Raw genomic sequence first — 25,657 nt, 5'->3', positions numbered from 1 at the left:
GCTGTTCTGGGTTCCACTCCGACCCCCCGTCATGACGTGCCCGGTGCACGCGTCGAGCGGTATCACGCCTCGTCAGGGCGCCCGGTTCTGCGTCCCGCGACGAATTTGATGACCGTTTCATGACCAAAAGCGGAGGGGTGAAGTCAGCCCTTGCCCCGGCCCTTGCCCGACCCCCGCGCGGCCCTCGTCCGACCCCCACCGGGCCTTCGCTCAGCGCCCGCCCGGTTCTCGCTCAACCCCCGCCCGGTCCTCGCTCAGCGCCCGCCCCGGTCCTCGCTCAGCGCCCGCTCAGCCCTCGCGGGACTCCGGCAGCAGGGCCCGCCGGCCCGCCCGGGCCCCGGCCGCGTAGGCGCGCGCGAACAGCGATTCGGTGAGGCGGGCCCGCAGCACCGCCTCCGCCGGGGCGCGCCCCCGGGCCCAGTACGCGGCCGCCCTGGGGTCCTTGAGGAACCCGGCCCGGATCCGGTCCACCGCCCCCAGCAGCCGCGCCGCGTCCCGGTGCCGCCCCAGGTCGGTCTCCAGCGCGGCCAGCAGCTCCCCCGCGGCGGCCTGGCCGAGTACGTCGCCCAGCGCCAGCTGCGCCCCGAGCGCGCGCAGCACCTCGGCCCGGGCGGCCCCCGGCTGCGCCTCCCGTCTGAGCACCTCGGCGCGCGCGTACCCGGACCACGAGCGCGCCCACCGGTCCCCGGCGGGCGGCGCGTCCGCCACGGGCACCGCCAAGGGGTCGGCGCGGGCCAGCGCCATCAGGTACGAGGCGGCCAGCGCGGCCCGTCCGGGCCCGAACTCCGGTTCCGGGGGCAGCAGTTCCAGGGCCTCGGCGAACTCGGCGACGGCGTCGGCGGGGCGCACCTCCCACAGCGCCACGGTGCCCCGCACGTGCGCCAGGTAGGCGAGGCAGCTGTCCTCCCCCTCCTGCACCGCCGCCGTCCAGCCCTCGACCAGCAGCGGATCGGCCCCGTCGCACTCGCCAAGGCAGGCCGCGATCCACGCGTTCAGCCACAGCGCCCGCGCCGGGCGGGGCGCCGGGTGCAGGGCCAGGGCGCGTTCGAGGTGGCGGCGTCCCTCGGTGAGCAGGCCGCAGGCCATCCAGAGGAACCACAGGGCGACCGCGATCTCCAGCGCGGCGCCGGGACCCGGACCTGCCATCGGGTTCATCGCGGCCCGCAGGTCGGGCAGCTCCCGCAGGGCCAGCTCCCGGGCCTCCCGCTGGCTGCCGCCCCGCCACAGCCGGGCCGCGCGCTCGGCGACCGTCCGGTACCAGTCGTGGTGCCGGCGCACCGCCTCCGCGTTCTCGCCGCGCGCCAGCAGCAGCCGGGCCGCGTGGGCCCGTACGGACAGGGGCAGCCGCCAGCGGCCCGGCCCCGCGTCCAGCAGCAGTCCCGACGCGAGCCGGTCCAGCGCGGCGGCCGCGGCGTCCCGGCCCAGCCGGCCGAACCCGCAGACGGCCACGACGGCGGCCCGGTCGAACGAGCCGGCGAACACCGAGAGCCGCTCCCACAGCAGCCGCTCGTCCCGGGAGAGCAGCCGGTGGCTGCGCTCGGCGTCCGCCCGGGTGCCGCGGCCGGCGCCGCCCGCCAGGAAGCCGAGGGGGTCGGCCTCCAGGCGGCGCAGCGCCTGCTCCGGCGCGTACTGGTGGAGCCGCCCGGCCGCCAGTTCCAGGGCGCCCGGGATGCCGTCGAGGGCCCGGCACAGCCGCGCCACCGGTTCCGCGTTGCGCCCCGTGATCTCGAAGAACGGGTCGGCGCCCCGGGCCCGCTCCACGAAGAGGCGTACGGCGGGGTAGTCGACGGCGTCGGGCCGGCCCGCCAGGACCGGCGCGGCCGAGGGCGCCTCGCCCTGGGGCGCCGCGGCGGCGGGCGGTACGGCCAGGGGCGGTACGGCGAACCCGGTCTCGCCCGGCACGCCGAGCCGGCGCTGGGACGTGGCCAGCACCCGCAGCCCCGGCAGCCGCACCAGCAGCTGCGCCACCAGCCCGGCGCACAGGTCGCCCAGTTGCTCGCAGCCGTCCAGCACCAGCAGCACGCGCCGCCCGGCCAGTTCGCGGAGCAGCCGGCCCTCCAGCGCGGCCCACCGGTCCTCGGGCAGCCCGGCGAGATCGGCCCACACCACGTCGGGACCGGCGGCCGGGGCCCCGGTGCCGTCGGCCGGTACCTGCGGCTCGCGCAGCACGCGGACCGCGCGGACCGCGATGCGCGTCTTGCCGATGCCGGCCGGGCCGGTCAGGGTCACCAGCCGCTCGGTGGCCAGCAGGGCCAGCGTGGTGGCCAGTTCTCGCTCCCGGCCGACGAAACTCGACAGCTCGGCGGGCACGGCGGCCCGCACTCCCGCGCGGGCTCCGTCCGCTCCTCCCGAGCCGGACCCGCCCACGCCGCCTCCCCCGATTTGCCAAAGATGCACGCACGAGCCCCCGTGACTTGTTGAATGCACCAGAGGGAGATCATCGGCTGTGACACCGGACCTCCGGTCGGTGACCGGGAGAACCGCCAGGGGAGGGTATGAACTCAGCCATTTCCGCCATGGACGACATGGACCGGGCGCTCGTCCACGCACTCCAGCTGGCGCCCCGGGCCAGCTGGGAGCGGCTGGCCCCGGTCCTGGGCGCCCGTCCGGACACGCTGGCCAGGCGCTGGGAGCGGCTGTCTGCGGCCGGGGACGCCTGGACCGCGGGCCTGGGCCTTCGCAGCGGTCTCGCCGTGCCGTGCACGGCCTGGGTCGAGGTGACGTGCACGGCGGGCACGGCCCCGGCCGTGGGCCGGACGCTGACCGGCGACGCGCACGCGCTGCGGGTCGAGCACCTCACCGGAAGCCGGGACCTGCTGTTGTTCGTGGCCGTACCCGACCTGACGGCGCTCTACCGCTACCTGTCGTTCCGGGTGCAGCGGATACCCGGCGTCGTCGCCACGCGGTCCTCGATGGTGACGACGGTGCACTACTCGCCCAACCGGTGGCGCCTGGACCAGCTGACCCCGGCCCAGACCGCGCAGCTCACGGACGCGGCGCAGCGGCCGGTGCCGACGGCCGCGCCGGCCACGGCGCCGCTGTCGGCGGAGGACCGGCCCCTGGTGCTGGCGCTGGCGGGGGACGCGCGGCGCAGCGTGGCCTCGCTGGCCCGCGGGTGCGGGATGAGCGAGTCGACCGTACGGCGGCGGCTGGCCCGGCTGGAGGCGGGCGGGGTGCTGCGCTTCAGCTGCTCGCTGGCGTCCGTGCACAGCGGCTGGCCGGTCTCGGCGACGCTGTGGGGCGAGGTCGCGGAGCACGACGTGGCGGACTGCGCCGCGGCGGTGTCGGGGCTGCGCGAGACCCGGGCCTGCATGTCGACCAGCGGGCCGTGGAACTTCCTGATCAGCGCACGGCTGCGGACGGTGGCGGAGCTGTCCCGCTACACCGCCGAACTGACGCGCAGGGTACCTGCGTTGCGCATCGCCGACTCGGCGCTCGCGCTGTACGTACGCAAGTCCGCGGCCCAGGAGCTGGACCCGGAGGGCCGCCGCGTCCGCACGATCCCGGCGGACATCTGGTCGGACCCGGCACCCGCGCAGGCCCCGGTCGGGCGGTCCGGGGCGGCTGCGGGGCCTGCCGCGGACGGGCGGCCGGGGCCGGAGGCCGGGCACGCCGCGGCTCCCTCGGGTGACCCCGCGCCGTTACGGGCCCTGGGCCGGGGCCTGGCCTCGGCCTGGCCCCGGCCGCGCACGGCCGGCTGAGCGTCCCGTCGCCCGGTCAGTGCACCGGTACCGGGTCCTGCGCCGCTGCGGCGGCCCGGTCGCGGCGTGAACCCAGGTGGTTGAAGGCGAGGTTGAGCAGGATCGCCACCACGCAGCCGGTGCTGATGCCCGAGTCGAGGACGACCAGGAGGTCCTCGGGGAAGGCGTGGTAGAAGTCCGGCGCCGCGATCGGGATCAGGCCGATGCCGATGGAGGCGGCGACGATGAGGGCGTTCTCGCCCTTCTCCATGGCGGCGCCCGCGAGGGTCTGGATGCCGCTCGCCGCGACGGACCCGAAGAGGACGATGCCCGCGCCGCCGAGCACCGGCAGCGGTACGACGGCGATCACGGAGGCGGCCACCGGGCAGAGGCCGAGGGCGATGAGGATCAGACCGCCGGCGGCGACGACGAAGCGGCTGCGCACCTTGGTCATGGCGACCAGGCCGATGTTCTGGGCGAAGGCGCTGCACATGAAGCCGTTGAAGACGGGGCTGAGGGCGCTGCCGAGGGCGTCGGCGCGCAGGCCGCCCTCGATGGTGCGGGCGTCGGCCGGGCGTCCGACGATCCGGCCGAGGGCCAGGATGTCGGCGGTGGACTCGGTCATGCAGACCAGCATCACGATGCACATCGAGACGATCGCGGCGATCTGGAACTGCGGGGCGCCGAAGTGGAACGGGGTGGGGAAGCCCACGAGTCCGGCACGGCCGATGGCGGAGAAGTCGGTGATGCCGACGGGGATCGCGATCAGGGTGCCGGCGACGAGGCCGAGCAGGATGGCGATCTGGCGGAGGAAGCCGCGCAGGAACTTCCGCATCAGCAGTACGAGGGCGAGGGTGGCCGCGGCCATGCCGATGTTGGTGAGGGAGCCGTAGTCGGCGGCGGTGCGGTTGCCGCCCTGGGACCAGTTGAAGGCGACGGGCAGCAGCGAGACGCCGATCAGCGTGATGACCGTACCGGTCACGACCGGCGGGAAGAAGCGGACCAGGCGGCCGAAGTAGGGGGCGGCGAAGAAGCCGAGTGCCCCGGCGACGATGATCGCGCCGAAGATGACGGGGACGGCGTCGGCGCCCTGGTCCTTGCCGATGGCGACCATCGGGGTGACGCCGGCGAACGAAACGCCGTTCACGAAGGGGAGTTTGGCGCCCACCCGCCAGAAGCCGAGGGTCTGGAGGAGGGTGGCGAGGCCGGCGGTGAAGAGGGAGGCCCCCATCAGGAAGGCCGTCTCGGTGGCGGAGAGGCCGACGGCCGGTCCGACGATCATGGGCGGGGCGACGACCCCCGCGTACATGGCGGCCACGTGCTGGAGGCCGCTGGTGAACATCCGGAGCGGGGGCAGGGTCTCGTCGACCGGGTGCCTCTCCGCTGGGCTGGCGACTGCGTCTTTGCGAAACCTGGGCGTGACGGCCACGGGCTTCCTCCGGTCGGTTAACACGTCGGCAGGTGACGTGGGTGTCAGGGAGGTGGATCAGTCCTGTGCGGTGTTCGGTGGGGCACGGCTGCCCGATGTGTTCAGGGCATGCCAAAACAGACGGGAGGGGGGTGGCGTGTGTACGTACACGAGTCACCGCCCCGGGGGGTGCGGGCACTGACGTCCGCACCCCCCGGGAACGGCTGCCGCGGACCCCGCTCGGGTCCGCGGCCACCGGCCGGGGGCCGTCCCCCCCGGCCGGATTCCGTGGGGGATCAGGCCTGCGCGGCGATCCGCGCGAGGCGCTGGGCCTCTTCCCGCGTGGACACGGCGATGGCGTCCTCGTCCGCGGTCAGCAGGCGGCTGTTCTCGACGATCTGCCTGCCGTTGACGAAGGAGGCCGTCACCGGGGCCGCCGCGCCGAAGACCAGGGCGGTCACCGGGTCGGCGATCGAGGAGTGCAGGAAGGTGCTCAGGTTCCAGAGCACCAGGTCGGCGAGCTTGCCGACTTCCAGCGATCCGATGTTGTCGGCACGGCCGAGCACCTGGGCGCCGCCGTAGGTGCCGAGGCGCAGCGACTGGCGGGCGTTGAGCGCGGCCTCGCGGTGCACCGGGTTCAGGCGGTTGATGAGGAGCGCGTTGCGCAGCTCGGTGTGCAGCTCGCCGGACTCGTTGGAGGCAGTGCCGTCGACGCCGAGGCCGACCGGGACGCCGGCGGCGAGCATGTCCGGGACGCGGGCGATGCCGGCGGCCAGACGGGCGTTGGAGGAGGGGCAGTGCGCCACGCCGGTCTTGGTCCGGGCGAAGGCGGCGATGTCGGAGTCGTTCATGTGGACGCTGTGCGCCATCCACACGTCCTCGCCCAGCCAGCCGGTCGACTCGAAGTAGTCGGTCGGGCCCATGCCGAAGAGCTCGTGGCAGAACTTCTCCTCCTCGACCGTCTCGCTGCCGTGCGTGTGCATGCGCACACCCAGGCGGCGGGCCAGCTCGGCGCCCTGCTTGAGCAGCTCGGTGGAGACCGAGAAGGGGGAGCAGGGGGCCACGGCGACCTGGGTCATCGAGTCGAAGGACGCGTCGTGGAACTTCTTGACGGTCGCCTCGGTGTCGGCCAGGGCGCCCTCAAGGGTCTCGACGGCGTGGTCCGGCGGCAGGCCGCCGTCCTTCTCGCTGCGGTCCATGGAGCCGCGGGCGAGGGTGAAGCGGACGCCCATCTCGGACGCGGCGCGGATGATCGAGCCGGAGAGGTCGCCGGAGCCCTTGGGGAAGACGTAGTGGTGGTCCATGGCGGTGGTGACACCGCCCTTGGCCATCGCGGCGAGGGAGCCCTGCGCGGCCGAGTACGTCATCTGCTCGTCGATGCGCGCCCAGGTCGGGTACAGCGCGACGAGCCAGTTGAAGAGGTTGTGGTCGGTCGCCAGGCCACGCGTGATCCACTGGTAGAAGTGGTGGTGCGTGTTGACCAGGCCGGGCGTTACGAGGTGGCCCGTGCCGTCGATGCGGCGTACGACGTTCTCGAGGTTCTCGGGGGCCTTGCCCGCACCGATGGCCTCGATCCTGTTGCCGGCGATGACGATGTGACCCGAGGCGTACTCGGTGTCGTCGGCGTCGACGGTCGCGATCGCACAGTTCTCGATGACGATGCGCTCGACCGCGCTGTCAGTGGCTGCCATGGGGCTTCCTCGTGCTTTCAGTGGCGGTGCGGGCACGGCAGGACCCAGGGGATTTGAGTGCCGAAACCGGGGGCCTGGCAGCTGACAGTACTGCCGCCCCGTGTGATGCTCCGGGTGCCGAGTTCAGGAAGTTCTGGGGTGTTGCGGGGGGCCACGCCCCGGGGCCACTGCGGTACCCCGGGACGCGGATGACCGGGCCGTCCGGACGGGCGGTTCCTAGAGGTTGGTCAGGTCCACCGGGATGCGGGCGTCGGCGCCGTCGCGGAGGATGGTCGCCTCGATCAGACCGTAGGGACGGTCCGCGGCGAAGTACACCTCGTTGTCGTTCTTGAGGCCGAAGGGCTCCAGGTCGACCAGGAAGTGGTGCTTGTTCGGGAGCGAGAAGCGGACCTCGTCGATCTCCGAACGGTGGTTGATGATCCGCGAACCCATCTGGTACAGGGTCTGCTGGAGCGACAGGGAGTAGGTCTCCGCGAAGGCCTCGAGCATGTGCTTCCGGGTGGCCTCGTAGGACTTCTCCCAGTTCGGCATCCGCTGCTCGTCGTCGGTCCAGTTGAACCGCCAGCGGCCCGACACCTGGGTGGCCAGGATGCGGTCGTACGCCTCCTGCAGGGTCGTGTACTTGTCCTTCACGTAGCCCCAGAACTCCGAGTTGGTGGAGTTCATGACGATCAGGTCCTTGAGGCCGGAGATGACCTCCCAGTTCTGGCCGTCGTACGTGATCTGGGTGACGCGGGTCTCCTGGCCCTTGCGGACGAAGGAGTGCTTCACCTCGTCGGCGCCGATGAACTTGGAGTTCGCGTCCGAGGTCTGGATCCGCTCCCAGGCGTACTCCTCGATGCGGATCCGGGCGCGGCCGATCGGCTCCTGGCTGTTGACGAACCAGCGGGCCAGGTGGATGCCGAACTGCTCGGCGGACTCGATGCCGTACTCCTTGGCGAACGCGTACACCGTGTTCTTGGTGGTGTCCGTCGGCAGGACGTTGGCGTTCGAGCCGGAGTAGTGGACGTCGTCCATGTCGCCGGAGAGGGCGACCGAGACGTTCAGGTCCTTGATGTGGTGGGTGTCGCCGTCCCGCGTGATCTTGACGACGCGGTTCTCTGCTTTGCCGTACTGGTTCTGGCCGAGAATCGTGGGCATGTCTGCTAGCTCCCTCGGTAAACGGAGTAGCCGAACGGGTTGAGCAGCAGCGGTACGTGGTAGTGCTCGCCCGGGTTGACCGCGAAAGTGATGGTCACCTCGGGGAAGAACGCACCGCTGTCCCTTACGCGGGGGGCGTCCTGCTGCGCCTCGGCGGCTTGCTTCTTGGAAAAGTACGTCTCGGTCTCGAAGTCGAGGCGCACGTGGGTGGTGCCCTCCGGCAGCGCCGGCAGGTCCTTGCAACGCCCGTCGGCGTCGGTGGCCGAACCGCCGAGGGCCGCCCACTCGCCGTCGAGGCCGCTGCGGGCCGAGAGGGAGATGGCGACGCCCTCCGCGGGGCGGCCGATGCTGGTGTCCAGGATGTGGGTGGACACCGACGCGGTGGTCTCGGTGCTCATGCTCACTCTCCTTCTACGAGGCGGGTCAGACGGATCCGGTTGATCTTGACGAGTTCTCCGCGGGCGATCTCCCGCTCGACCTCGTCCGTGTTCTCGATCCGGACCTTGACCGCGTCCCGCATCTGCTCACCGGTCGCACCGGTGGCGCAGATCAGGAAGACGTGGCCGAACTTCTCCTGGTAGGCCAGGTTCAGTTCGAGCAGCTCGGCCTTCAGCTCCTCGGACGCCCCGGCCATGCCGCGCTGCTCGCGCGCGGAGGTCGGGTCACCCGGCTTCGGGCGGCCGATCGGCGGGTGGCCCGCCATCGCCTCTTCCAGGTCCGCGGTGGTGAGCTCCGCCATGGCGGCGTCGCTCGCGGCGAACAGGGCGTCGGCGCTGGTGAAGGGGCGCTGGGCGAGCAGCTTGCTCACCCAAGCCGAACTGGCGCACACCTCGTGGAGCTCGGCCTGGGCCGCGGCGTCCACCAAGGTGTTGAACCGGGCGAGGCCCGGTGTCGTACTCGAAGTCACGGGAAGCCTCCGTGGCCGATGTGCTTGGCCTTGTGCTTTGACGGGCTTCGCATAGCTAACGCCCTCCTCAACACCGCGTCAACACTTTGTTGAAACTTCCGGTACACAAAAGCCGCCGCCCGGCTCAATCGGGCGGCGGCTCGTGACAACGGGTGAGGGCGACGTCACCCTTGGCTGTTCTTGTTGGGGTTTTCCCTGTTCAAGTAGTTGTAGACCGTGAAGCGGCTTACGCCCAGAGCGCCGGCCACCGTCTCGACACCGTGCCGCACCGAGAAGGCACCCCGCGCCTCCAGTATGCGCACGACGTCCTGCTTCGCCTTGCGGTCCAGCTCCGACAGGGGCATCCCGTGCCGGCGCTCCAGCGCCGCGAGGATGTGATCCAGGGAGTCCGACAGCTGCGGCAGCCGTACGGCGAGCACGTCCTCGCCCTCCCAGGCCAGCACGACGTCGTCAGGCTGGGCCAGGGACGGGTCCATCAGCTCGCCGCCCATGGCGTCGACCAGCGGTTTGACCGCTGCGACGAAGGGGTGGTCGCGGGGCTCGGTCATCAGGTGTCCTCCCGGACCACGTTGACCTGCAGCGAGACGCGGGTGGCCCCGGCCTCCAGCGAGTCGCGCAGCAGCGCGGCCACCGCGGTCAGCACGGCATCCGCCCCGCCTTCGGCCGTATTGCCGAAGGGGCCGACATCCACCGCGTCCAGCTGCGCCTTCTGGATGACCTCGCGGGCCGCCACGGCGTGGGCCGGGGCTTCCTCAAGGTCGAAGGGCTCGGTCGTGAACTCCACTCTCAATCGCACGCGGCCAAGCTACCCCGAGGTACGAGAAATCCGGCAGGTCCCACTTGACATTCGCGCAACGGCCCATGCAACCTTCCATCAAGCAGAAAACAACTTCCGCAATACGGAAGGAGCGCACACCCCTCATGGGATACACGGACCAGCGCTTCGATGTGAACCTCTCGATCCTCTTCACGGAACTCCCGCTCCTGGAGCGCCCCGCGGCCGCCGCCGCGGCGGGCTTCACCGCGGTCGAGCTGTGGTGGCCCTGGATCGAAACCCCCACCCCGGCTCAGGAGGAGCTCGACGCCCTCAAGAAGGCCCTTGAGGACGCCGGCACCCAGCTGGTGGGCCTGAACTTCTACGCCGGCCGGCTCCCCGGACCGGACCGCGGCGCGGTATCCGTCCCCGGCGAGGAGTCGGACCGGTTCCGCGCGAACATCGACGTGGCCGCGGACTTCGCCGCCTCGGTCGGCTGCAAGGCGCTCAACGCGCTCTACGGCAACCGCGTCGAGGGCGTGGACCCCGCCGCCCAGGACGAACTCGCCCTGGAGAACCTGGTCGTCGCGGCCCGCGCCGCCGACCGGGTGGGTGCGATCCTCCTGATCGAGACCCTCAACAAGCCCGAGTCGCCGCTCTACCCGCTGGTGAGCGCGCCGTCCGCGATCGAGGTCGTGGACAAGGTCAACGAGGCCACGGGCCTGGGGAACGCCAAGTTCCTGCTCGACCTGTACCACCTGGCGATGAACGATGAGGACCTCTCCGAGGTCATCGAAAAGTACGCCGCCAAGACCGGGCACGTCCAGATCGCCGACAAGCCGGGCCGTGGCGCTCCGGGCACCGGCGACCTGCCCCTCGAGGAGCTCCTCGACCAGCTGAAGAAGGCTGGTTACGAGGGCTACGTCGGCCTGGAGTACAAGGCCGCCGACGCCGCCACGTCCTTCGAGTGGCTGCCGGCCGGGGCCCGCGCGGCCAAGTAGGTCCGGACGAACGCCCGGACACCGCTCGAACTTTTCGTACGAAGCTTCAAGAGAAGGACCTCATCATGAGCAACCTCCCCAAGATCGCGTGGATCGGCCTCGGCATCATGGGCTCCCCCATGTCCGAGAACCTCCTCAAGGCCGGCTACTCGGTCACCGGCTTCACGCTGGAGCAGGACAAGCTGGACCGCCTCGCGGCGGCCGGCGGCACCGCGGCCGGCTCGATCGCCGAGGCCGTCAAGGACGCCGACGTCATCATCACGATGGTGCCCGCCTCCCCGCAGGTCGAGGCCATCAACTACGGCCCCGACGGCATCCTGGAGAACGCCAGGTCCGGCGCGCTCATCATCGACATGTCGTCGATCACCCCCCAGACCTCGGTCGACCTGGCCAAGAACGCCGCCGAGAAGGGCATCCGCGTCATCGACGCCCCGGTCTCCGGCGGCGAGGCCGGCGCCATCGAGGCCGTGCTCTCCATCATGGTCGGCGGCGAGCAGGCGGACTTCGACGCCGCGCTCCCGATCCTGGAGGCCCTCGGCAAGGTCATCGTCCTGTGCGGCCCGCACGGCTCCGGCCAGACGGTGAAGGCCGCCAACCAGCTCATCGTCGCGGTCAACATCCAGGCCTGCGCCGAGGCCGTGGTCTTCCTCGAGAAGTCCGGCGTGAACCTCCAGGCGGCCCTGGACGTCCTCAACGGCGGTCTGGCCGGCTCCACGGTCCTGACCCGCAAGAAGGACAACTTCCTGAACCGCGACTTCAAGCCCGGCTTCCGGATCGACCTGCACCACAAGGACATGGGCATCGTCACCGACGCCGCCCGCAACGTCGGTGCGGCCCTCCCGGTCGGCGCGGTCGTCGCCCAGCTGGTCGCCTCGCTGCGCGCCCAGGGTGACGGCGGCCTGGACCACTCGGCCCTGCTGCGCGCCGTCGAGCGTCTCTCCGGCGCCCAGGTCTGATCCTGACGCCGCCCTTCCGGGGGTGGCGCCTCCCCTCCGGGGGACCTGAGTTTCCGGACGGTGCCGGTGCTGACACCTGTCCTGTCGCGCCCAAGCGCCGGCACCGTCCGGATCACCTCTCCTCCATCTTTCTTCAACAAACTGTTGACGCTGCGTTCCGCCTGAAATTAGGCTCATCCGCATGGCGGAAGACGCTTTCCGTCAGCAGCTCCCGTACGGAAGGTCACCATGTCGAAGCGCGTGCTTACGACCGAGTCCGGCGCCCCGGTCGCCGACAACCAGAACTCCGCCACCGCCGGCGTCGGTGGCCCGCTCCTCATCCAGGACCAGCAGCTCCTGGAGAAGCTCGCCCGCTTCAACCGTGAGCGCATCCCGGAGCGCGTCGTGCACGCCCGCGGCTCGGCCGCGTACGGCTACTTCGAGGTGACCGACGACGTCACCGCCTACACCTCGGCGAAGTTCCTCAACGAGGTCGGCAAGAAGACCGAGACCTTCCTGCGCTTCTCCACCGTCGCCGACTCCCTCGGTGGCGCGGACGCCGTCCGCGACCCGCGCGGCTTCGCGCTGAAGTTCTACACCGAAGACGGCAACTACGACCTCGTCGGCAACAACACCCCGGTGTTCTTCATCAAGGACCCGATCAAGTTCCCCGACTTCATCCACTCCCAGAAGCGCGACCCCTTCACGGGCAAGCAGGAGCCGGACAACGTCTGGGACTTCTGGGCGCACGCCCCCGAGGCGACGCACCAGATCACCTGGCTGATGGGGGACCGCGGCATCCCGGCCTCGTACCGCCACATGAACGGCTACGGCTCCCACACCTACCAGTGGACCAACGCCCAGGGTGAGGCCTTCTTCGTCAAGTACCACTTCAAGACGAACCAGGGCATCCGCTGCCTGTCCTCCGAGCAGGCCGCCGAGGTCGTCGGCAGCGACGCGAACTCGCACCAGACCGACCTGCTCCAGGCCATCGAGCGCGGTGTGAACCCGAGCTGGACCCTCTACGTCCAGATCATGCCGGCCGCCGAGGCCGCGGACTACCGCTTCAACCCGTTCGACCTCACCAAGGTGTGGCCGCACGCGGACTACCCGCTGCAGCGCGTGGGCCGTCTGGTCCTCGACCGCAACCCGGAGAACGTCTTCGCCGAGGTCGAGCAGTCCGCCTTCTCCCCGAACAACTTCGTCCCGGGAATCACCGCCTCGCCGGACAAGATGCTCCAGGGCCGCCTGTTCGCCTACGCGGACGCCCAGCGCTACCGCCTCGGTGTGAACCACACCCTGCTGCCGGTGAACGCCCCCAAGGCCACCACCGCGCAGAACTACGGCCGCGACGGTGCCATGGCACTGCGCAACGGCTCGCGCCACGACAAGAACTACGAGCCCAACTCGTACCAGGGCCCGGCCGAGACCGGCGACGCCCTCGGCGCCCCGCTGGCGGTCTCCGGCTACACCGGCACCCACGCGGCCCCGGCCCACACCAAGGACGACGACTTCTTCCAGGCCGGTGAGCTGTACCGCCTGATGTCCGAGGACGAGAAGCAGCGTCTGGTGGCGAACATCGCCGGCGGCCTGTCGCAGGTCTCCCGCGAGGACGTCATCGAGAAGAACCTGGCTCACTTCCACGCCGCCGACGCCGACTACGGCAAGCGCGTCGAGGAGGCCGTCCGCGCCCTGCGCGAGGACTGAGCCCACAAGGCCGCGCTCGGGACCTGACGGGAGGTCAGGACCTGGGCGCTGAGCCCGGCACCGCGGACCCGGATGAGGGGTGGTTCGTCGGTGAAGGGTTCAGGACGAGGACCGTGGCGGCGTGCGAGCCAGTGCGGTGGTAATGGGTGTTCGCAGGCCCGTCCCTTGACCTGAGGGGGGCGGTGCCGGGACGCCCGTCGCCCGCCGCCACGGTCCCAGCCACTCCTTGTGTACAGGGGCCACGCACAGAGCCCCCTGTACCCGAGGACCCCGGACTCCCGCGAGGGGTCCACCCAGTCTCCGCCCGGCGGTGCGAACGTCCTGTCGCGCCAGCCTCGTTCCGTCGGGCGGTCACACCTCCCAGGCCAGAGCGCCGGGTTTGCGGACGGTCCCGCGAACCCGGCGCTTTGTCGTGCCCGGCCGGTTCGAACTCCCCGGTGCAGGCCTGCCGGTACGGGCCTCCCGGCACGGGCTCCCGATACCGCGCCTCAGTGCCGGGCGGTGATCTCCTCGGGCAGCCGGTACGAGGCCAGGAGGGCCACGACCAGCAGCCCCACCACCGCCAGGGCCGTACCGGCCAGCGCCCCGCCCGGGCCGTACCCGTGGTCCCCGTACGCCGACCAGCAGGTGACCAGCAGCGCGACGCCGAAGGCGTTGGCCAGCTGCTGCGCCGCGTTGAGCACGCCGGCCGCCGAGCCGGTCTCGGGCCCGGTGACCCCGCCCAGGATCACGTCGAACAGCGGCGGCACCACCAGCCCCATGCCCAGCCCCGTCAGCAGGGTGGCCGGGACCAGCCGCCAGCCGCTGGTGGCCCACCCGGCCGGCCCGGCCAGGACCGCCAGCAGCACGAGCCCCAGCAGGCTCACCACGATGCCCGCCTGGATGACCAGCCGCCCCTTGCGCCGGGCCAGTGCGGAGGCGGGACCCGCCGTCAGCGCCATGCCGAGCGCCAGCGGGGCCACGGAGTACCCGGCACCCTGCGGGGACATCCCCAGCGGGCCCTGGAGGAAGAGCGAGAGGACCAGCGTCACCCCGCTGAAGGCGGCGAAGAACGCGGTGACCACCAGGATGCCGCCCGTATAGGCGGTGTTCCGCAGCAGGCTGGGCAGCACCAGCGGGCTGGGCCGGCGCGGCTGGAGCCGGGCGAAGAGCCAGAAGCCCAGCGGACCGGCCGCCAGCAGCACCAGGGACCACCAGGGCCAGCCCAGGCCGGGGCCCTGCACCAGCGGGTAGACCAGGGCGGCCGAGGCGGCTCCCGTCAGCAGCATGCCGGGCAGGTCCATCCGCAGCGCGGGGTCCGCCTCGCCGCGCGGCATCCAGCGCAGCGCGCCCAGCACCGTGAGCAGGCCCAGCGGCAGGTTCACCAGGAAGACGGCCCGCCAGCCGGTGCCGAACAGGTCCGCCCCCACGAGTACGCCGCCCAGCACCGGTCCGCCCACCGCGGCCACCCCGAGCACCGGGCCGAAGAACCCGAAGGCCCGGCCGAGTTCGGGGCCCTGGAAGACCTCCTTCAGCAGGCCGAAGCCCTGCGGCAGCAGGAGTGCCCCGAGCGCGCCCTGGAGCGCCCGTCCGGTGATCAGCCAGCCCGGCTCGGTGGCCAGCGAGCACAGCGCGGAGGCGAGGGTGAAGCCGGCGCTGCCGATCAGGAAGAGCCGGCGCCTCCCGTACCGGTCCCCGAGCCGGCCCGCGGTGATCAGCAGCACCGCGAAGGGGAGGGTGTAGGCGGCCTGGAGCCACTGGCCGAGCTCGCGACCGCCCCCGAGGTCCGCGGCCACCTCGGGGGCGGCGATACCGGTGATGGTGGCGTCGAGCAGGTCCATCACGTCGGCGGTGAGCACCAGGGCGAGGACGGCCCAGCGGTACGGGTACGGGGCCGGGGCCGCTGTCGGCGGCGTCTTCCCGGCGGTGTCCAGGGCGGTTTCCATGGCCGGAAGCTCCCAGAGGCCGGGCGAGCCCCGGTCGAGCCGGACCGGACCGTCCGGATGGGCCCCGAGGGCAGGCCGTGCCCCTTCGGCGAAACAGCGAAGCGGCCCCCGTCCCTCCCGGGGGAGTGACGGGGGCCGCTTCGTGCGGGGCGGGCAGTTCGTGCTGCCCGCCCCGCGGTCCTGGGGCCTGAAGGGCCGGGATCAGACCTGCAGGGCCTTGATGGCGGTCGGCGCGTGGCCGGGCTCGGTGGCGAGCTCCTCGAACTCGGTCACGTCGCTCATGTCGACCGTCTTGCTCATCGCGATGTTGGTGACGCGCTCCAGGATGGCCTCGACGACGACCGGGACCTGGTGCTCGGCGGCCAGCTTCTTGGCCTGCTCGAAGGCCTCGCCCAGCTTCTCCGGGTCGGTGACGCGGATGGCCTTGACGCCCAGGCCCTCGGCGACCTTGACGTGGTCGACGCCGTAGACGCCGATCTCCGGGGTGTTGATGTTCTCGAACTCGAGGTTGACCTCGAAGTTGATGCCGAGACCGCCCTGCGCCTGACGGATCAGGCCCAGGTAGGCGTTGTTCACGAGGACGTGGACGTAGGGGACCTTGTGCTGGGCGGCGACCGCCAGCTCCTCGATCATGAACTGGAAGTCGTAGTCGCCGGACAGGGCGACGACCGGGACGTCCGGCTGCGCGGTGGCGGCCCCGATGGCGGCCGGGATGGTCCAGCCGAGCGGGCCGGCCTGGCCGCAGTTGACCCAGTGGCGCGGCTTGTAGACGTGCAGGAACTGCGCGGCGGCGATCTGCGAGAGGCCGATGGTGGTGACGTAGCGCGTCTCCGGGCCGAAGGCCTTGTTCATCTCCTCGTACACGCGCTGCGGCTTCATCGGGATGTTCTCGAAGTGCGTGCGGCGCTGCAGGGTGGCCTTGCGCTCCTGCGCCGAGGCGGCCCAGGCGGTGAAGTCGGGGAGCTTGCCCGCGGCCTTCCACTCCTTGGCGATCTCGATGAAGAGCTCCAGGGCGACCTTGGCGTCGGAGGCGATGCCGTAGTCCGGGGCGAAGATCTTGCCGAGCTGGGTGGGCTCGATGTCGACGTGGACGAACCTGCGGCCCTTGGTGTACGCGTCCAGGTTGTAGCCCGTGTGGCGGTTGGCCCAGCGGTTGCCGATGCCGATGACGGTGTCGGACTCGAGGAAGGTCGCGTTGCCGTAGCGGTGCGCGGTCTGGACGCCGACCATGCCGGCCGCCAGCTCGTGGTCGTCCGGGATGGTGCCCCAGCCCATCAGGGTGGAGATGACCGGGATGTTGGTGAGCTCGGCGAACTCGACGAGCAGGTCGGAGGCGTCGGCGTTGATGATGCCGCCGCCGGCGACGATCAGCGGGCGCTCGGCCTCCAGGAGGAAGCTCAGGGCCTTCTCGGCCTGGGCGCGGGTCGCGGACGGCTTGTAGACCGGCAGCGGCTCGTAGGTCTCCGGGTCGAACTCGATCTCGGTCAGCTGGACGTCGATCGGCAGGTCGATGAGGACCGGGCCGGGACGGCCGGAGCGCATCAGGTGGAAGGCCTGCTGGAAGACGCCGGGGACCTGCGCGGCCTCCAGGACGGTCGTCGCGGCCTTGGTGACCGGCTTGGCGATCGTCGCGATGTCGACGGCCTGGAAGTCCTCCTTGTGGAGCTTCGAGACCGGGGCCTGGCCGGTGATGCACAGGATCGGGATCGAGTCCGCGATGGCGGAGTACAGGCCGGTGATCATGTCGGTGCCGGCGGGGCCGGAGGTGCCGATGCAGACACCGATGTTGCCCGCCTGGGCACGGGTGTAGCCCTCGGCCATGTGCGAGGCGCCCTCGACGTGGCGGGCGAGCGTGTGGTTGACGCCGCCGACGTTCTTGAGCTCGCGGTAGAAGGGGTTGATCGCAGCGCCGGGCACGCCGAAGGCCTGCGTGACTCCTTCGCGCTTGAGGATCTCCACTGCCGCGGCGGCGGCTGTCATACGAGGCATCGGTACTCCTGCGATCAGGCTGTTTCCGTCATCCGGAAAATCTGTTCTGCTATGCGAAACAATCTAGGAGGCGTCTTCCGGCGCGTCAAGGCGGTGGGGCACCCCGGAAACCACCAAATGGCGCGTAACCGCCCCGCGAGTCACACAAATCCGGGGGACCCTCGCGCGGGCCGTCGCTTGTGGTGGACGATGGACCACGCAGAGCGACGGCGGTGGGGACGGCGGAGGGATGTCGATGGCCGAGACGTTTGCGGTGCGCTGCCCGGCGTGCGGGCGGGAGAACGCGTACGCCCCGCCGGTCTTCCCCTGTGCCTGCGGTTCCCCGGTGACCCCGCCGCTGGACCGGGTGGCGACGCCGGTGCCGCTGACCCACCGGAACTGGTCGGACACCTGGGTCGCGGTGCGCTGTACGGCGTGCGGGCGGCGGGACGAGTGGCCGCAGCCGGAGGTGGGCTGCTCCTGCGGGACGGTGGTTCGCCTGCCCGTGACGCCGCCGGAGGCGATGGACACCCCGGTCGCCCCGTCGCCCGCACTGCCGGCCCGCGAGGACGCGCCGGCGGCCGCACCGGCCCCGCCCGACCCCGCGCCGGACGCGGCGGAGCCGCGGGGACAACGGGACTCCGTACCCGCTCCCGGAGGGCAGGGGCACGGTCCCGCGCACATTCCGCTGCCGGTGACCGGGCCGGTGCCGCGGCCGGCGTTCCGGCCGGTGACCATCCGTACCGCGCGGGACGCGGTGGCGACCGCCGCGCTGTACCTGCGCTGGCTCGGCTTCCAGGACGTACGGCAGCCCGACGCGCGCCCCGTGCCCTCGGCCGCGGTGGACCTGCGGGCGCCCGGGCTGGTGGCGCAGGTGGACCCGACGACCGCGCCGGCCGGACTGCGGGCGGTCGAGTGCGTCTGGCTGAACGGCCTGACCGCCTCCGCGACCAGCGTGTACTTCTCCCTGGCGGGCTACACCGAGGACGCCCGGGCGCGCGCCGACGACCTGGGCATACCGCTGTTCGTCATGGACCTCACGGGCATGCCCCAGCCGGTGAACGACCCGGCGGACGAGCTGGTGGGCACGGGCGCCTGATCACTTGTTCGACGGGATCGGGCATCATCGGATGCGGCGCACACCATCCTGTCGAGGAGACCCGTCTTGAGCCTGTACGACATCCCCCTGACCACCCTGTCCGACGAGCCCACCAGCCTCGCGCCGTTCAAGGGCAAGGCCATCCTGGTGGTGAACACGGCCTCGCAGTGCGGCCTGACCCCGCAGTACTCCGGACTGGCGCGCCTGCAGTTCAAGTACGAGGAGAAGGGCTTCACCGTCATCGGCGTGCCGTGCAACCAGTTCGGCGGCCAGGAGCCCGGCACGGCGGAGGACATCCAGACCTTCTGCGCGGCCGGCTTCGGCGTCACGTTCCCGATGCTGGAGAAGTCGGACGTGAACGGCGCGGACCGGCACCCGCTCTTCGCCGAGCTGGTGAAGACGCCGGACGCCGAGGGCGAGGCCGGCGACGTCCAGTGGAACTTCGAGAAGTTCCTGATCTCGCCGCAGGGCGAGGTCGTGGGCCGCTTCCGCCCGCGCACCGACCCGGAGTCGCCCGAGGTGCTGGCCGCCATCGAGGCCGTGCTGCCGGCGTAGGCGTCGTCCGTACGTCCTTTCCCGTACGCAGGAGGGGCCGCCCGCGCGGGATGCGGGCGGCCCCCTCTGCGTCAGCTCACCTGCCGGTCGCGCCCCGCCCAGTACGGCTCGCGCAGCCTGAACTTCTGGATCTTGCCGGTCGCGGTGCGCGGGATGGCCTCGCGGAACTCGACGCTCGTCGGCGCCTTGTACCCGGCCATCCGCTGCTTGCAGTGGGCGATGATCTCGGCCTCGTCCGCGGTCGCTCCCTCGGCGAGGACCACCAGCGCCTTGATCGTCTCGCCCCACCTCTCGTGCGGGACGCCGATCACGGCCACCTCGGCGACCGCGGGGTGGCTGAAGATCGTGTCCTCGACCTCGATGGACGAGACGTTCTCGCCACCGGTGATGATCACGTCCTTCTTGCGGTCGGAGATCGTGAGGTGGCCGTCCTCCTCGTCGAGCGTGCCGCCGTCACCGGTGTGGAACCAGCCGTCCGCCAGCGCCTCCCGGGTCTCCTCCGGCTTGTCCCAGTAGCCGTCGAGGACGACGTTCGAGCGGGCCAGCACCTCCCCCGAATCCGAGACCCGGAGCTTGACCCCGAGCGCGGGCAGCCCGGCGCGGGACAGCTTGTGCGCGCGCTCCTCCGGCGGCAGGCCCTCGTCGGCCGGGCGGGACCGGTTGAAGGTGAGCAGCGGGGAGGTCTCGGTCAGGCCGTAGATCTGGGTGAACTCCCACCCCAGCTCCTCCTCCACCCGCTGGATCGTCCGGCTCGGCGGCGGGGCGCCCGCGCAGACGATCCGTACCCGGTCACGGCCGGGGATCTCGCCCTCCCAGGCGGCCGCCGCGTCGAGCACGGCGTTCCACACGGCCGGCGCTCCGCACATGAGGGTGACCCCGTGCTCGTCGACGCGGCGCAGGATTTCCGTACCGTCGACCTTGCGCAGCACCACCTGCTTCACGCCGAGGCCGGCCATCACGTACGGCATGCCCCAGCCGTTGCAGTGGAACATCGGCAGCGTGTGGAGGTAGACGTCGCGTTCCCAGACGCGGGTGTGCAGGCCGAAGGTCAGGCCGTTGACCCAGATGTTGCGGTGGGTGAGCTGGACGCCCTTGGGGCGGGCGGTGGTGCCGGAGGTGTAGTTGATCGTGGCGGTGGCGTCCTCGTCGGGACGGGACCACGGCCGCGGCTCGACGCCGAAGCGCATCAGCCCGGTCTCGGTCTCCGCGCCGAGCACGAAGCGGTGGCGCGCCTTGACGCCGGCCAGGGCGGCGTCGAGCTCCGGGTCGACGAGGAGTACGGACGCGCCGCTCTGCCGTACGACGTACTCGACCTCCTCGGGCTTGAGGCGGAAGTTGACCGGTACGCAGATCCGGCCGCTCATCGGCACCGCGAACAGCAGCTCCAGCAGCCGGGCCGAGTTGTGGCTGACCACCGCCACCCGCTCGCCCTCGCCCACGCCGAGCGCGTCGAACCCGGCCTGCCAGGCCCGGACCCGCTCGCCGAGGCGGCCGTACGTCGAATCGGGCACCGGCGGGCCGGGCTGGTCGGGCTCGTCGATCACACCGGGGCCGGCGGCGAACCCCAGCTCGGCCCGGTCGAGGAAGTCGGACACGGTCATGGGAACCCGCACTGCTCACTCCTGGCATCTCGTCTGCGTCGCACGATGGACTGCGGTCGGCGTGGATGTGGATCACTGCGCATGGGCATCGTGCCGGGCGGGACGGCGGAGCACCAGTGGGCCGTCAGCCGCGGTTGACCGGGGACCGACCGGCGGAGGGCCTGGGGCTATTCGTCGACGGGCCCGAACCGGACGTCCCCCTCCCCCGCCTCCGTCAGGGCGGCGAGCAGGTCATGCCCCTCGGCGGTGAGCTCGGCCCGCTGCTGCCGGGTGAGCCGGCCGAAGGGCTCGACGGTGAGCAGGGCGGCCGCGCCGCCCTTCGGCTGCTCCAGCCGCCAGGTCCCGGCGAGGAACCCGTCGACGAGGAACGTGCAGCGCGCCTGGTTCCCCTGCCAGGTGCGGCCCCGGTACTCCTCGGGGACGACGCGGGTGCGGTCGGCGTGGGAGAGGAGCAGGTTGTCGAACTCGGGCAGGAAGCGGGCGGGCGCGGGGGTGTCCTCGTCCGGGCGGGGCGCGTCGGGGAGGTCGAACAGTTCGGTGCCGGAGTCGCTCCGGAAGGTGACGAGCCGGGGCCGCAGGCGTTCGAAGGCCTCGCGGAGCCGGGTCAGCCCGGCCCAGGTCTGCATGTCCTGGACGGAGGCGGGGCCGAAGGCGGCGAGGTAGCGCAGTACGGTCGCGTCGAGGACGGCGTCGGTGTCGCGGTCCTCGCGGGCGCGATCCGGCGCGGCCCCGCCCCCGGACTCCGTCCGTCCGAGCCAGTTGTCCAGCGTGGTGAGCCGGACCTGCCCCGACCGCCCCCAGACCCCGCGCGGGGTGACCTGGACCAGCGGCAGCAGGCAGCGCGCGGCCACCGAGAGCGCGGGCGGGTCGGCGTGCGGCCACTCCTTGAGCAGCTCCTCGCGGATCTCCGCCATCGTGCGGGGCTCGGCCTCGACGAAGCGGCGGCTGAGCTCGGCCAGGCGCGGCAGGTCCACGTCGACGAGGCCCTTGCGGAAGTTGTTGATCTCCCGGTCGCGGGCAGGCTGGACGAGCGGGCGCAGCACGAGCGCGTCCTCGGCCGTGTGGGTGTGGATGGTGGAACGCATGGTGACCATGCGCAGCACCTCCCGGGACTCCATGAGGGCGGCCAGCGCCGCCGGCTCGAAGCCCTCCAGGCGGGACCACAGCTGGAAATAGGGCGGCTTCACGTTCTGCGCCTGGAGCCCCAGCAGGTGCGAGACAGCCTCCCCCGCGCCCATCCCGGAGCGGCGGAGGAGCAGCTGGCGGGCGAGGGTGGCGCGGTTGAGGGCGCGGGGGCCGAGCACGTGCTTCTTCGTGGCGTCCATGGAGACCACGCTAACGAGCATTGCGGACGATTTCGGTCCGCAATGACGATCCCACCTCCCGGCCCGTGCCCCGATTCATCCGTATATCCTGCTCGGTGTTCGCAAAAGGACCCCCTGGCAGGAAACGACCGGGAGCTGACCCGACATGGCCGAGCGCCGCGACCGCCGCCCCTCCTCTCCGCAGAAGAGGACCTCCTGGCTGCGCCCCGCCGCTCCCTCCCCCGCCTCCCCGGGCGAACCGGCCTCCCCTCCCTCCCCCTCCACCGAACCCGCCGACGCCCCCGCGAACCACCGCAGCGTGGTCGAGGCCGCCCTCTACCGCGACGGGCACCGGGTCGCGTCCCCGGCCACCCTCGCGGAGACGTTCCGGCAGCTGCGCGAGCAGTGCGACGGCATGGCCTGGATCGGCCTGCACCGCCCCACCGAGGCCGAACTCCACTCCCTCGCGGCCGAGTTCGACCTCCACCCGCTGGCGGTGGAGGACGCCCTCGAAGCCCACCAGCGCCCGAAGCTCGAACGCTACGGCGACACGCTCTTCGTCGTCCTCCGCGCGGCCCGCTACCTGGACGCGCCGGAGGAGGTCGACTTCGGGGAGCTGCACGTCTTCGTGGGCCCGGACTTCCTGATCACGGTCCGCCACGCGGCCGCCCCCGACCTCTCGGCGGTCCGCCGCCGCATGGAGGAGACCCCGGACCTCCTCAAGCTCGGCCCCGAGGCGGTCCTGTACGCCATCCTCGACGCGGTGGTCGACGGCTACGCCCCGGTGGTGGACGGCGTCCAGACCGACATCGACGAGATCGAGACGGAGGTGTTCCGCGGCGACCCGGAGGTCTCCCGCCGCATCTACGAACTCTCCCGCGAGATGGTCGAGTTCCAGCGCGCCACCCGCCCTCTGGTCGGCATGCTGCACGGCCTGATGGCGGGCTTCGCGAAGTACGGCACGGACGAGGAACTCCAGCGCTACCTCCGCGACGTGGCCGACCACGTCACGCACACGAGCGAACGCGTGGACGGCTTCCGCCAGGCCCTCACCGAAATCCTCACGGTCAACGCCACCCTGGTCACCCAGCAGCAGAACGCCGAAATGCGCGCCCTGGCCGAAGCCGGCTTCGAACAGAACGAGGAAATCAAGAAGATCTCCTCGTGGGCCGCCATCTTGTTTGCTCCCACGTTGGTGGGAACCATCTACGGCATGAACTTCGAGGACATGCCGGAACTGAAGTGGGCCGGCGGCTACCCCTTCGCCATCGTCCTGATGGCCGTGGTGTGCACGAGCCTGTACGTGATCTTCAAGAAGCGCGACTGGCTGTAGCGATCCACCTCACGAGCTTGATCGACTTAGCGTAAGCGAACTGCGTACCGTGCCCCTGGAGGCCCCGTGGGGAGTATCTGGGGAGAACGCGCGGTGAGGGGTCGACCATGCGCAGCTCCGCCGCCTACCAGGGGGCGGCGCCCGGCGCAGTCGTCACCGACCGCGCTCCACGGGAACTCGCCATTCGGTACGCCCTGCATTTCCGCAGCGTGACACACGACCGAGACGCCTCGACGCAGGCCAGCGGGCCGTCCAATCTTCTAGGCGTCCCCGCAGACTTGGCCGACTCGCACCCTTGCCATCCACACGATCGTGACGGCTCATCAGGTTCTGTCAGTGGCCGCCGCTACAACCGAACTGGAGGTCCGCACGGCGCGGACCGATGGGGAGGGAATCAGCATGCCGAAGGCTCCGCACGGCAAGGTGTACGTACGGCCGCACTTCCGGAACAGGCCGGGCCCGAAGTCCGCCAAGGGCCTGAGTGTGTGGGCCATCGCCGGCCTGTGTGCGGTGGTCTGGCTCTGGGGCCAGGTCTTCGGATTCAGCGACAGCTCCGCCGAACAGCAGCCCACGCCGAAGCCCGCGATCTCCGCTCCAGCGGGTGGGCAGTGACGGCCCGGCGGCGGCGAAGCATCCGGTGGCGACCGCGCAACACCGTGGACCTCCTGGGTGCGGCAGCCGTTGCCCTCGCGCTCTCGGTCGCCCTGGCACAGGCCGCATCGCGCCTCCTGACGAGGGCCGCCACAGCCTGGCCGGTGCTCGTCCTGATCGGTCTCGCTCTTGCCGTCGGCTTGGCCTGCCTCCGGGTACGGGGCTCCCGTCAGCATCGCGCGGACAGCGAGAGGCTGGCCCGTCTACGCATCACCTTGTCCGAGTTGGACGCGATGGACGACCAGCAGTTCGAGTACGCGCTGCGCGACCTCCTCGTCCGCGACGGCTGGGCGGCCACGAAGGTGGGCCGGGGAGGGGACCAGGCCGCCGACGTGATCGGCGTCCTGATCCCCCTCGGACGGATAGTGGTGCAGGCGAAGTACACCCGCGTCGGCGGCAAGGTCGGCTCGTCGGTGATGTACGAGGTGAACGGCACCGCAGGGCCCTCGCATAGGGCGAACCACGCGGTCGTCGTCACCAACGGCTCCTTCACCCGCGACGCCATGGCCTGGGGCGACCGCCACGGAGTCCACTGGATCGACCGCGACCGACTCGACCAATGGGCCCACAAGGGCAAGGCCCTGCACGAACTGCTCAGACTGCCCGCGCGGCGCGCCCGCCTGCCCTGGCGTCGAGCGGCATGAGACACAAAGCCTGACCCACCAAATGAGAACGGGTGGCACAGCATGAGCTGTGCCACCCGTTCTCAGGCAAGGGCAAGGTCGTCTGGGACGTACTGAGGGACCACTCCGAGCAGCGCATCGACTGCCGCGCGGCCCTTGCCACCGGCCTCGGGCATGAAGTGGGCGTAGTGGTCGAGGGTGATAGTCGGGCTGGAGTGGCCGAGCCATCGGGCCAGGGTGACGACGGATTCGCCCGCCTCGAGGATCACGGAGGCGTAGGTGTGCCGGAGTACGTGGAAGCCGTCCTTGCGGGAGGCCTTCCAGCGCTGGCCCTTCTCCCGCACGGGGATCACGCCAGCCTTCGCGAGGGCGGGCTTCCACACCTCGTCGTTGAAGATGTTGGCCCGGATCGCGTTACCGTAGGTGGTGGTCAGGACCAGCGGGAAGGAGCGCTTCTCCCGATCCGGTTCGGGGCCGCCCCAGGGCAACTCGACCTCGACGGCCGGAAGCTGCAGGAAGTGTGCGCGCAGCTCGGCGGCCACCGAAGGCGGCATGTCGACGACCCGGGTCTTCCCGCCCTTGGGAAGAGTGAAGTACAAGCGGCCGTACAGGAGCTGAACCTGGCGGCGGACGCGGATGAGGCCGCGCTCGAAGTCGATGTCCGCCGGCGACAGCCCAAAGACCTCCCCCTGGCGCAGCCCGCACCCGAGAGCGACGACGACGGCGATCCGGTACCGCTGGTTGATGACGTCCCACACCCGCTGCGCGGTCTCCAACGGCCAAGCCTCCCGTTGGTCCTCCAGGGCCTTGGGCCAGCGCACTGACTTGGCTCGCATCGGGTTCCGGACCAGGCGCTTGTCGTCGATCGCCGTCTCGAAAACGTTCGAGAGGGTGGTGAGGATCTGCCGGGCGTAGCGCGGCGCGCACTCGCCTTCGAGCGTGGCGATGTAGCCGCGCAAGACGGACGCGGAGACGTCCCGCAGCGCCACCTCGCCGATGTGCGGAAGGACGTGGAGGCGGACGCGCTCGTCAACCCGCTTGACCGTGCCCGGTGCGCCCCGTACGCCCGCCTGCCAGTGGCGCGTGACGTAGTCGGCGAGGGTGATGGAGCCGTCGCGCGGGTCGACGAACTCGCCCCGCTCACTGTCGGTGCCGGCCCTGCGGAGCCACGCCTTGGCGTCCTCCAAGGTGTCGAACGACATGCCCCGGACACCCGGGATGCCCGCGACCCGGTACCGGCTGCCCTTGCCGTACCGGGCGGTACGCTCGCGCTTGCCGGTGACGGGGTCCTTCTTCTTGTTGATCCAGCGGTCTTCGATGTAGCCGGCCAAGTGTTTCCTTGCAGTTAGGGGTTCGGGACGGTCGACCGGAAGCC

Annotated in this window: 22 protein-coding genes; 9 read left to right on the top strand and 13 right to left on the bottom strand. The window is 71.4% G+C overall.

The annotated features are described in order from the left end of the window. Positions 1-288: 288 nt before the first annotated feature. Positions 289-2,310, bottom strand: coding sequence for an ATP-binding protein (locus ACIF6F_RS03915; RefSeq protein WP_399940850.1), 2,022 nt, complete (start codon positions 2,308-2,310; stop codon positions 289-291). Between the two features lie 185 nt (positions 2,311-2,495). On the opposite strand from ACIF6F_RS03915, the gene ACIF6F_RS03910 reads away from it, so the two are divergent. Further along, positions 2,496-3,701 carry an Lrp/AsnC family transcriptional regulator gene (locus ACIF6F_RS03910; protein WP_399940847.1) on the top strand — a complete coding sequence of 402 codons (1,206 nt, stop codon included), beginning with the start codon at positions 2,496-2,498 and terminating at the stop codon, positions 3,699-3,701. 16 nt (positions 3,702-3,717) lie between these two features. On the opposite strand, the gene ACIF6F_RS03905 is transcribed toward ACIF6F_RS03910, so the two are convergent. From ACIF6F_RS03905 to ACIF6F_RS03875, 7 genes are all read right to left on the bottom strand, one after another. After that, complete coding sequence (locus ACIF6F_RS03905) at positions 3,718-5,109, bottom strand: nucleobase:cation symporter-2 family protein (protein ID WP_399940846.1); 1,392 nt, start codon at positions 5,107-5,109, stop codon at positions 3,718-3,720. A gap of 275 nt (positions 5,110-5,384) precedes the next feature. Beyond that, positions 5,385-6,779, bottom strand: coding sequence for an 8-oxoguanine deaminase (locus ACIF6F_RS03900; protein WP_399940843.1), 1,395 nt, complete (start codon positions 6,777-6,779; stop codon positions 5,385-5,387). A 216-nt stretch (positions 6,780-6,995) separates the two neighbouring features. Beyond that, complete coding sequence (gene pucL / locus ACIF6F_RS03895; protein ID WP_399940841.1) at positions 6,996-7,919, bottom strand: factor-independent urate hydroxylase; 924 nt, start codon at positions 7,917-7,919, stop codon at positions 6,996-6,998. Positions 7,920-7,924: 5 nt separating this feature from the next. Then, complete coding sequence (uraH, locus tag ACIF6F_RS03890; protein WP_399940838.1) at positions 7,925-8,317, bottom strand: hydroxyisourate hydrolase; 393 nt, start codon at positions 8,315-8,317, stop codon at positions 7,925-7,927. A 2-nt stretch (positions 8,318-8,319) separates the two neighbouring features. Beyond that, positions 8,320-8,826, bottom strand: a complete 507-nt coding sequence (gene uraD, locus ACIF6F_RS03885; RefSeq protein ID WP_399940835.1) for a 2-oxo-4-hydroxy-4-carboxy-5-ureidoimidazoline decarboxylase — start codon at positions 8,824-8,826, stop codon at positions 8,320-8,322. A gap of 164 nt (positions 8,827-8,990) precedes the next feature. Continuing rightward, on the bottom strand, positions 8,991-9,374 hold the full coding sequence (locus ACIF6F_RS03880) for a helix-turn-helix domain-containing protein (protein WP_399940834.1): 384 nt from the start codon (positions 9,372-9,374) through the stop codon (positions 8,991-8,993). Continuing rightward, entirely contained in the window at positions 9,374-9,622 is a 249-nt protein-coding gene (locus ACIF6F_RS03875; RefSeq protein ID WP_399940831.1) for a hypothetical protein, read from the bottom strand. Before ACIF6F_RS03875 ends, ACIF6F_RS03880 begins: the two co-directional genes overlap by 1 nt. A gap of 125 nt (positions 9,623-9,747) precedes the next feature. Between ACIF6F_RS03875 and ACIF6F_RS03870 the strand changes: the two genes are divergently transcribed. From ACIF6F_RS03870 to ACIF6F_RS03860, 3 genes are all read left to right on the top strand, one after another. Then, positions 9,748-10,581, top strand: coding sequence for a TIM barrel protein (locus tag ACIF6F_RS03870; protein ID WP_399940828.1), 834 nt, complete (start codon positions 9,748-9,750; stop codon positions 10,579-10,581). Positions 10,582-10,646: 65 nt separating this feature from the next. Next, a complete protein-coding gene (locus tag ACIF6F_RS03865; RefSeq protein WP_399940825.1) occupies positions 10,647-11,537 on the top strand; it encodes a 2-hydroxy-3-oxopropionate reductase in 891 nt (296 codons plus the stop codon). A 228-nt stretch (positions 11,538-11,765) separates the two neighbouring features. Continuing rightward, positions 11,766-13,223, top strand: coding sequence for a catalase (locus ACIF6F_RS03860; protein ID WP_399940822.1), 1,458 nt, complete (start codon positions 11,766-11,768; stop codon positions 13,221-13,223). Between the two features lie 488 nt (positions 13,224-13,711). Here the strand turns inward: ACIF6F_RS03860 and ACIF6F_RS03855 are convergent, their stop codons facing one another. Together ACIF6F_RS03855 and gcl are read right to left on the bottom strand one after the other, a co-directional pair. Then, the gene (locus tag ACIF6F_RS03855) at positions 13,712-15,148 is read right to left on the bottom strand and encodes an MFS transporter (protein WP_399940820.1); all 1,437 of its coding nucleotides are present in this window, start codon (positions 15,146-15,148) and stop codon (positions 13,712-13,714) included. 201 nt (positions 15,149-15,349) lie between these two features. After that, positions 15,350-17,137, bottom strand: a complete 1,788-nt coding sequence (gene gcl / locus ACIF6F_RS03850; protein WP_399940818.1) for a glyoxylate carboligase — start codon at positions 17,135-17,137, stop codon at positions 15,350-15,352. Between the two features lie 235 nt (positions 17,138-17,372). Between gcl and ACIF6F_RS03845 the strand changes: the two genes are divergently transcribed. Beyond that, positions 17,373-18,215, top strand: coding sequence for a hypothetical protein (locus tag ACIF6F_RS03845; protein WP_399940817.1), 843 nt, complete (start codon positions 17,373-17,375; stop codon positions 18,213-18,215). 66 nt (positions 18,216-18,281) lie between these two features. Next, positions 18,282-18,770: a glutathione peroxidase gene (locus ACIF6F_RS03840; protein ID WP_399940815.1), complete on the top strand. Its 489-nt coding sequence runs from the start codon at positions 18,282-18,284 to the stop codon at positions 18,768-18,770. Between the two features lie 71 nt (positions 18,771-18,841). On the opposite strand, the gene ACIF6F_RS03835 is transcribed toward ACIF6F_RS03840, so the two are convergent. Continuing rightward, positions 18,842-20,371, bottom strand: coding sequence for an AMP-binding protein (locus ACIF6F_RS03835; protein ID WP_399940813.1), 1,530 nt, complete (start codon positions 20,369-20,371; stop codon positions 18,842-18,844). 167 nt (positions 20,372-20,538) lie between these two features. Further along, entirely contained in the window at positions 20,539-21,717 is a 1,179-nt protein-coding gene (locus ACIF6F_RS03830; RefSeq protein WP_399940811.1) for a winged helix DNA-binding domain-containing protein, read from the bottom strand. Positions 21,718-21,841: 124 nt separating this feature from the next. On the opposite strand from ACIF6F_RS03830, the gene ACIF6F_RS03825 reads away from it, so the two are divergent. From ACIF6F_RS03825 to ACIF6F_RS03815, 3 genes are all read left to right on the top strand, one after another. Next, positions 21,842-23,008 (top strand): CorA family divalent cation transporter, encoded by a 1,167-nt coding sequence (locus ACIF6F_RS03825; RefSeq protein ID WP_399940810.1) that lies wholly within the window; start codon positions 21,842-21,844, stop codon positions 23,006-23,008. A gap of 399 nt (positions 23,009-23,407) precedes the next feature. Continuing rightward, the gene (locus tag ACIF6F_RS03820) at positions 23,408-23,620 is read left to right on the top strand and encodes a hypothetical protein (protein ID WP_399940808.1); all 213 of its coding nucleotides are present in this window, start codon (positions 23,408-23,410) and stop codon (positions 23,618-23,620) included. Positions 23,621-23,874: 254 nt separating this feature from the next. Then, positions 23,875-24,303 carry a restriction endonuclease gene (locus ACIF6F_RS03815; RefSeq protein ID WP_399940805.1) on the top strand — a complete coding sequence of 143 codons (429 nt, stop codon included), beginning with the start codon at positions 23,875-23,877 and terminating at the stop codon, positions 24,301-24,303. 62 nt (positions 24,304-24,365) lie between these two features. Here ACIF6F_RS03815 and ACIF6F_RS03810 read toward each other — a convergent pair whose 3' ends face one another. Continuing rightward, positions 24,366-25,613 carry a tyrosine-type recombinase/integrase gene (locus tag ACIF6F_RS03810; RefSeq protein ID WP_399940802.1) on the bottom strand — a complete coding sequence of 416 codons (1,248 nt, stop codon included), beginning with the start codon at positions 25,611-25,613 and terminating at the stop codon, positions 24,366-24,368. Positions 25,614-25,657 lie beyond the last annotated feature (44 nt).

The organism is Streptomyces sp. NPDC086023 (assembly GCF_044540325.1).
Lineage (GTDB): Bacteria > Actinomycetota > Actinomycetes > Streptomycetales > Streptomycetaceae > Streptomyces.
Note: the sequence above shows the minus strand (reverse complement) of the source record. Positions and strands in the feature narration are given on the sequence as shown.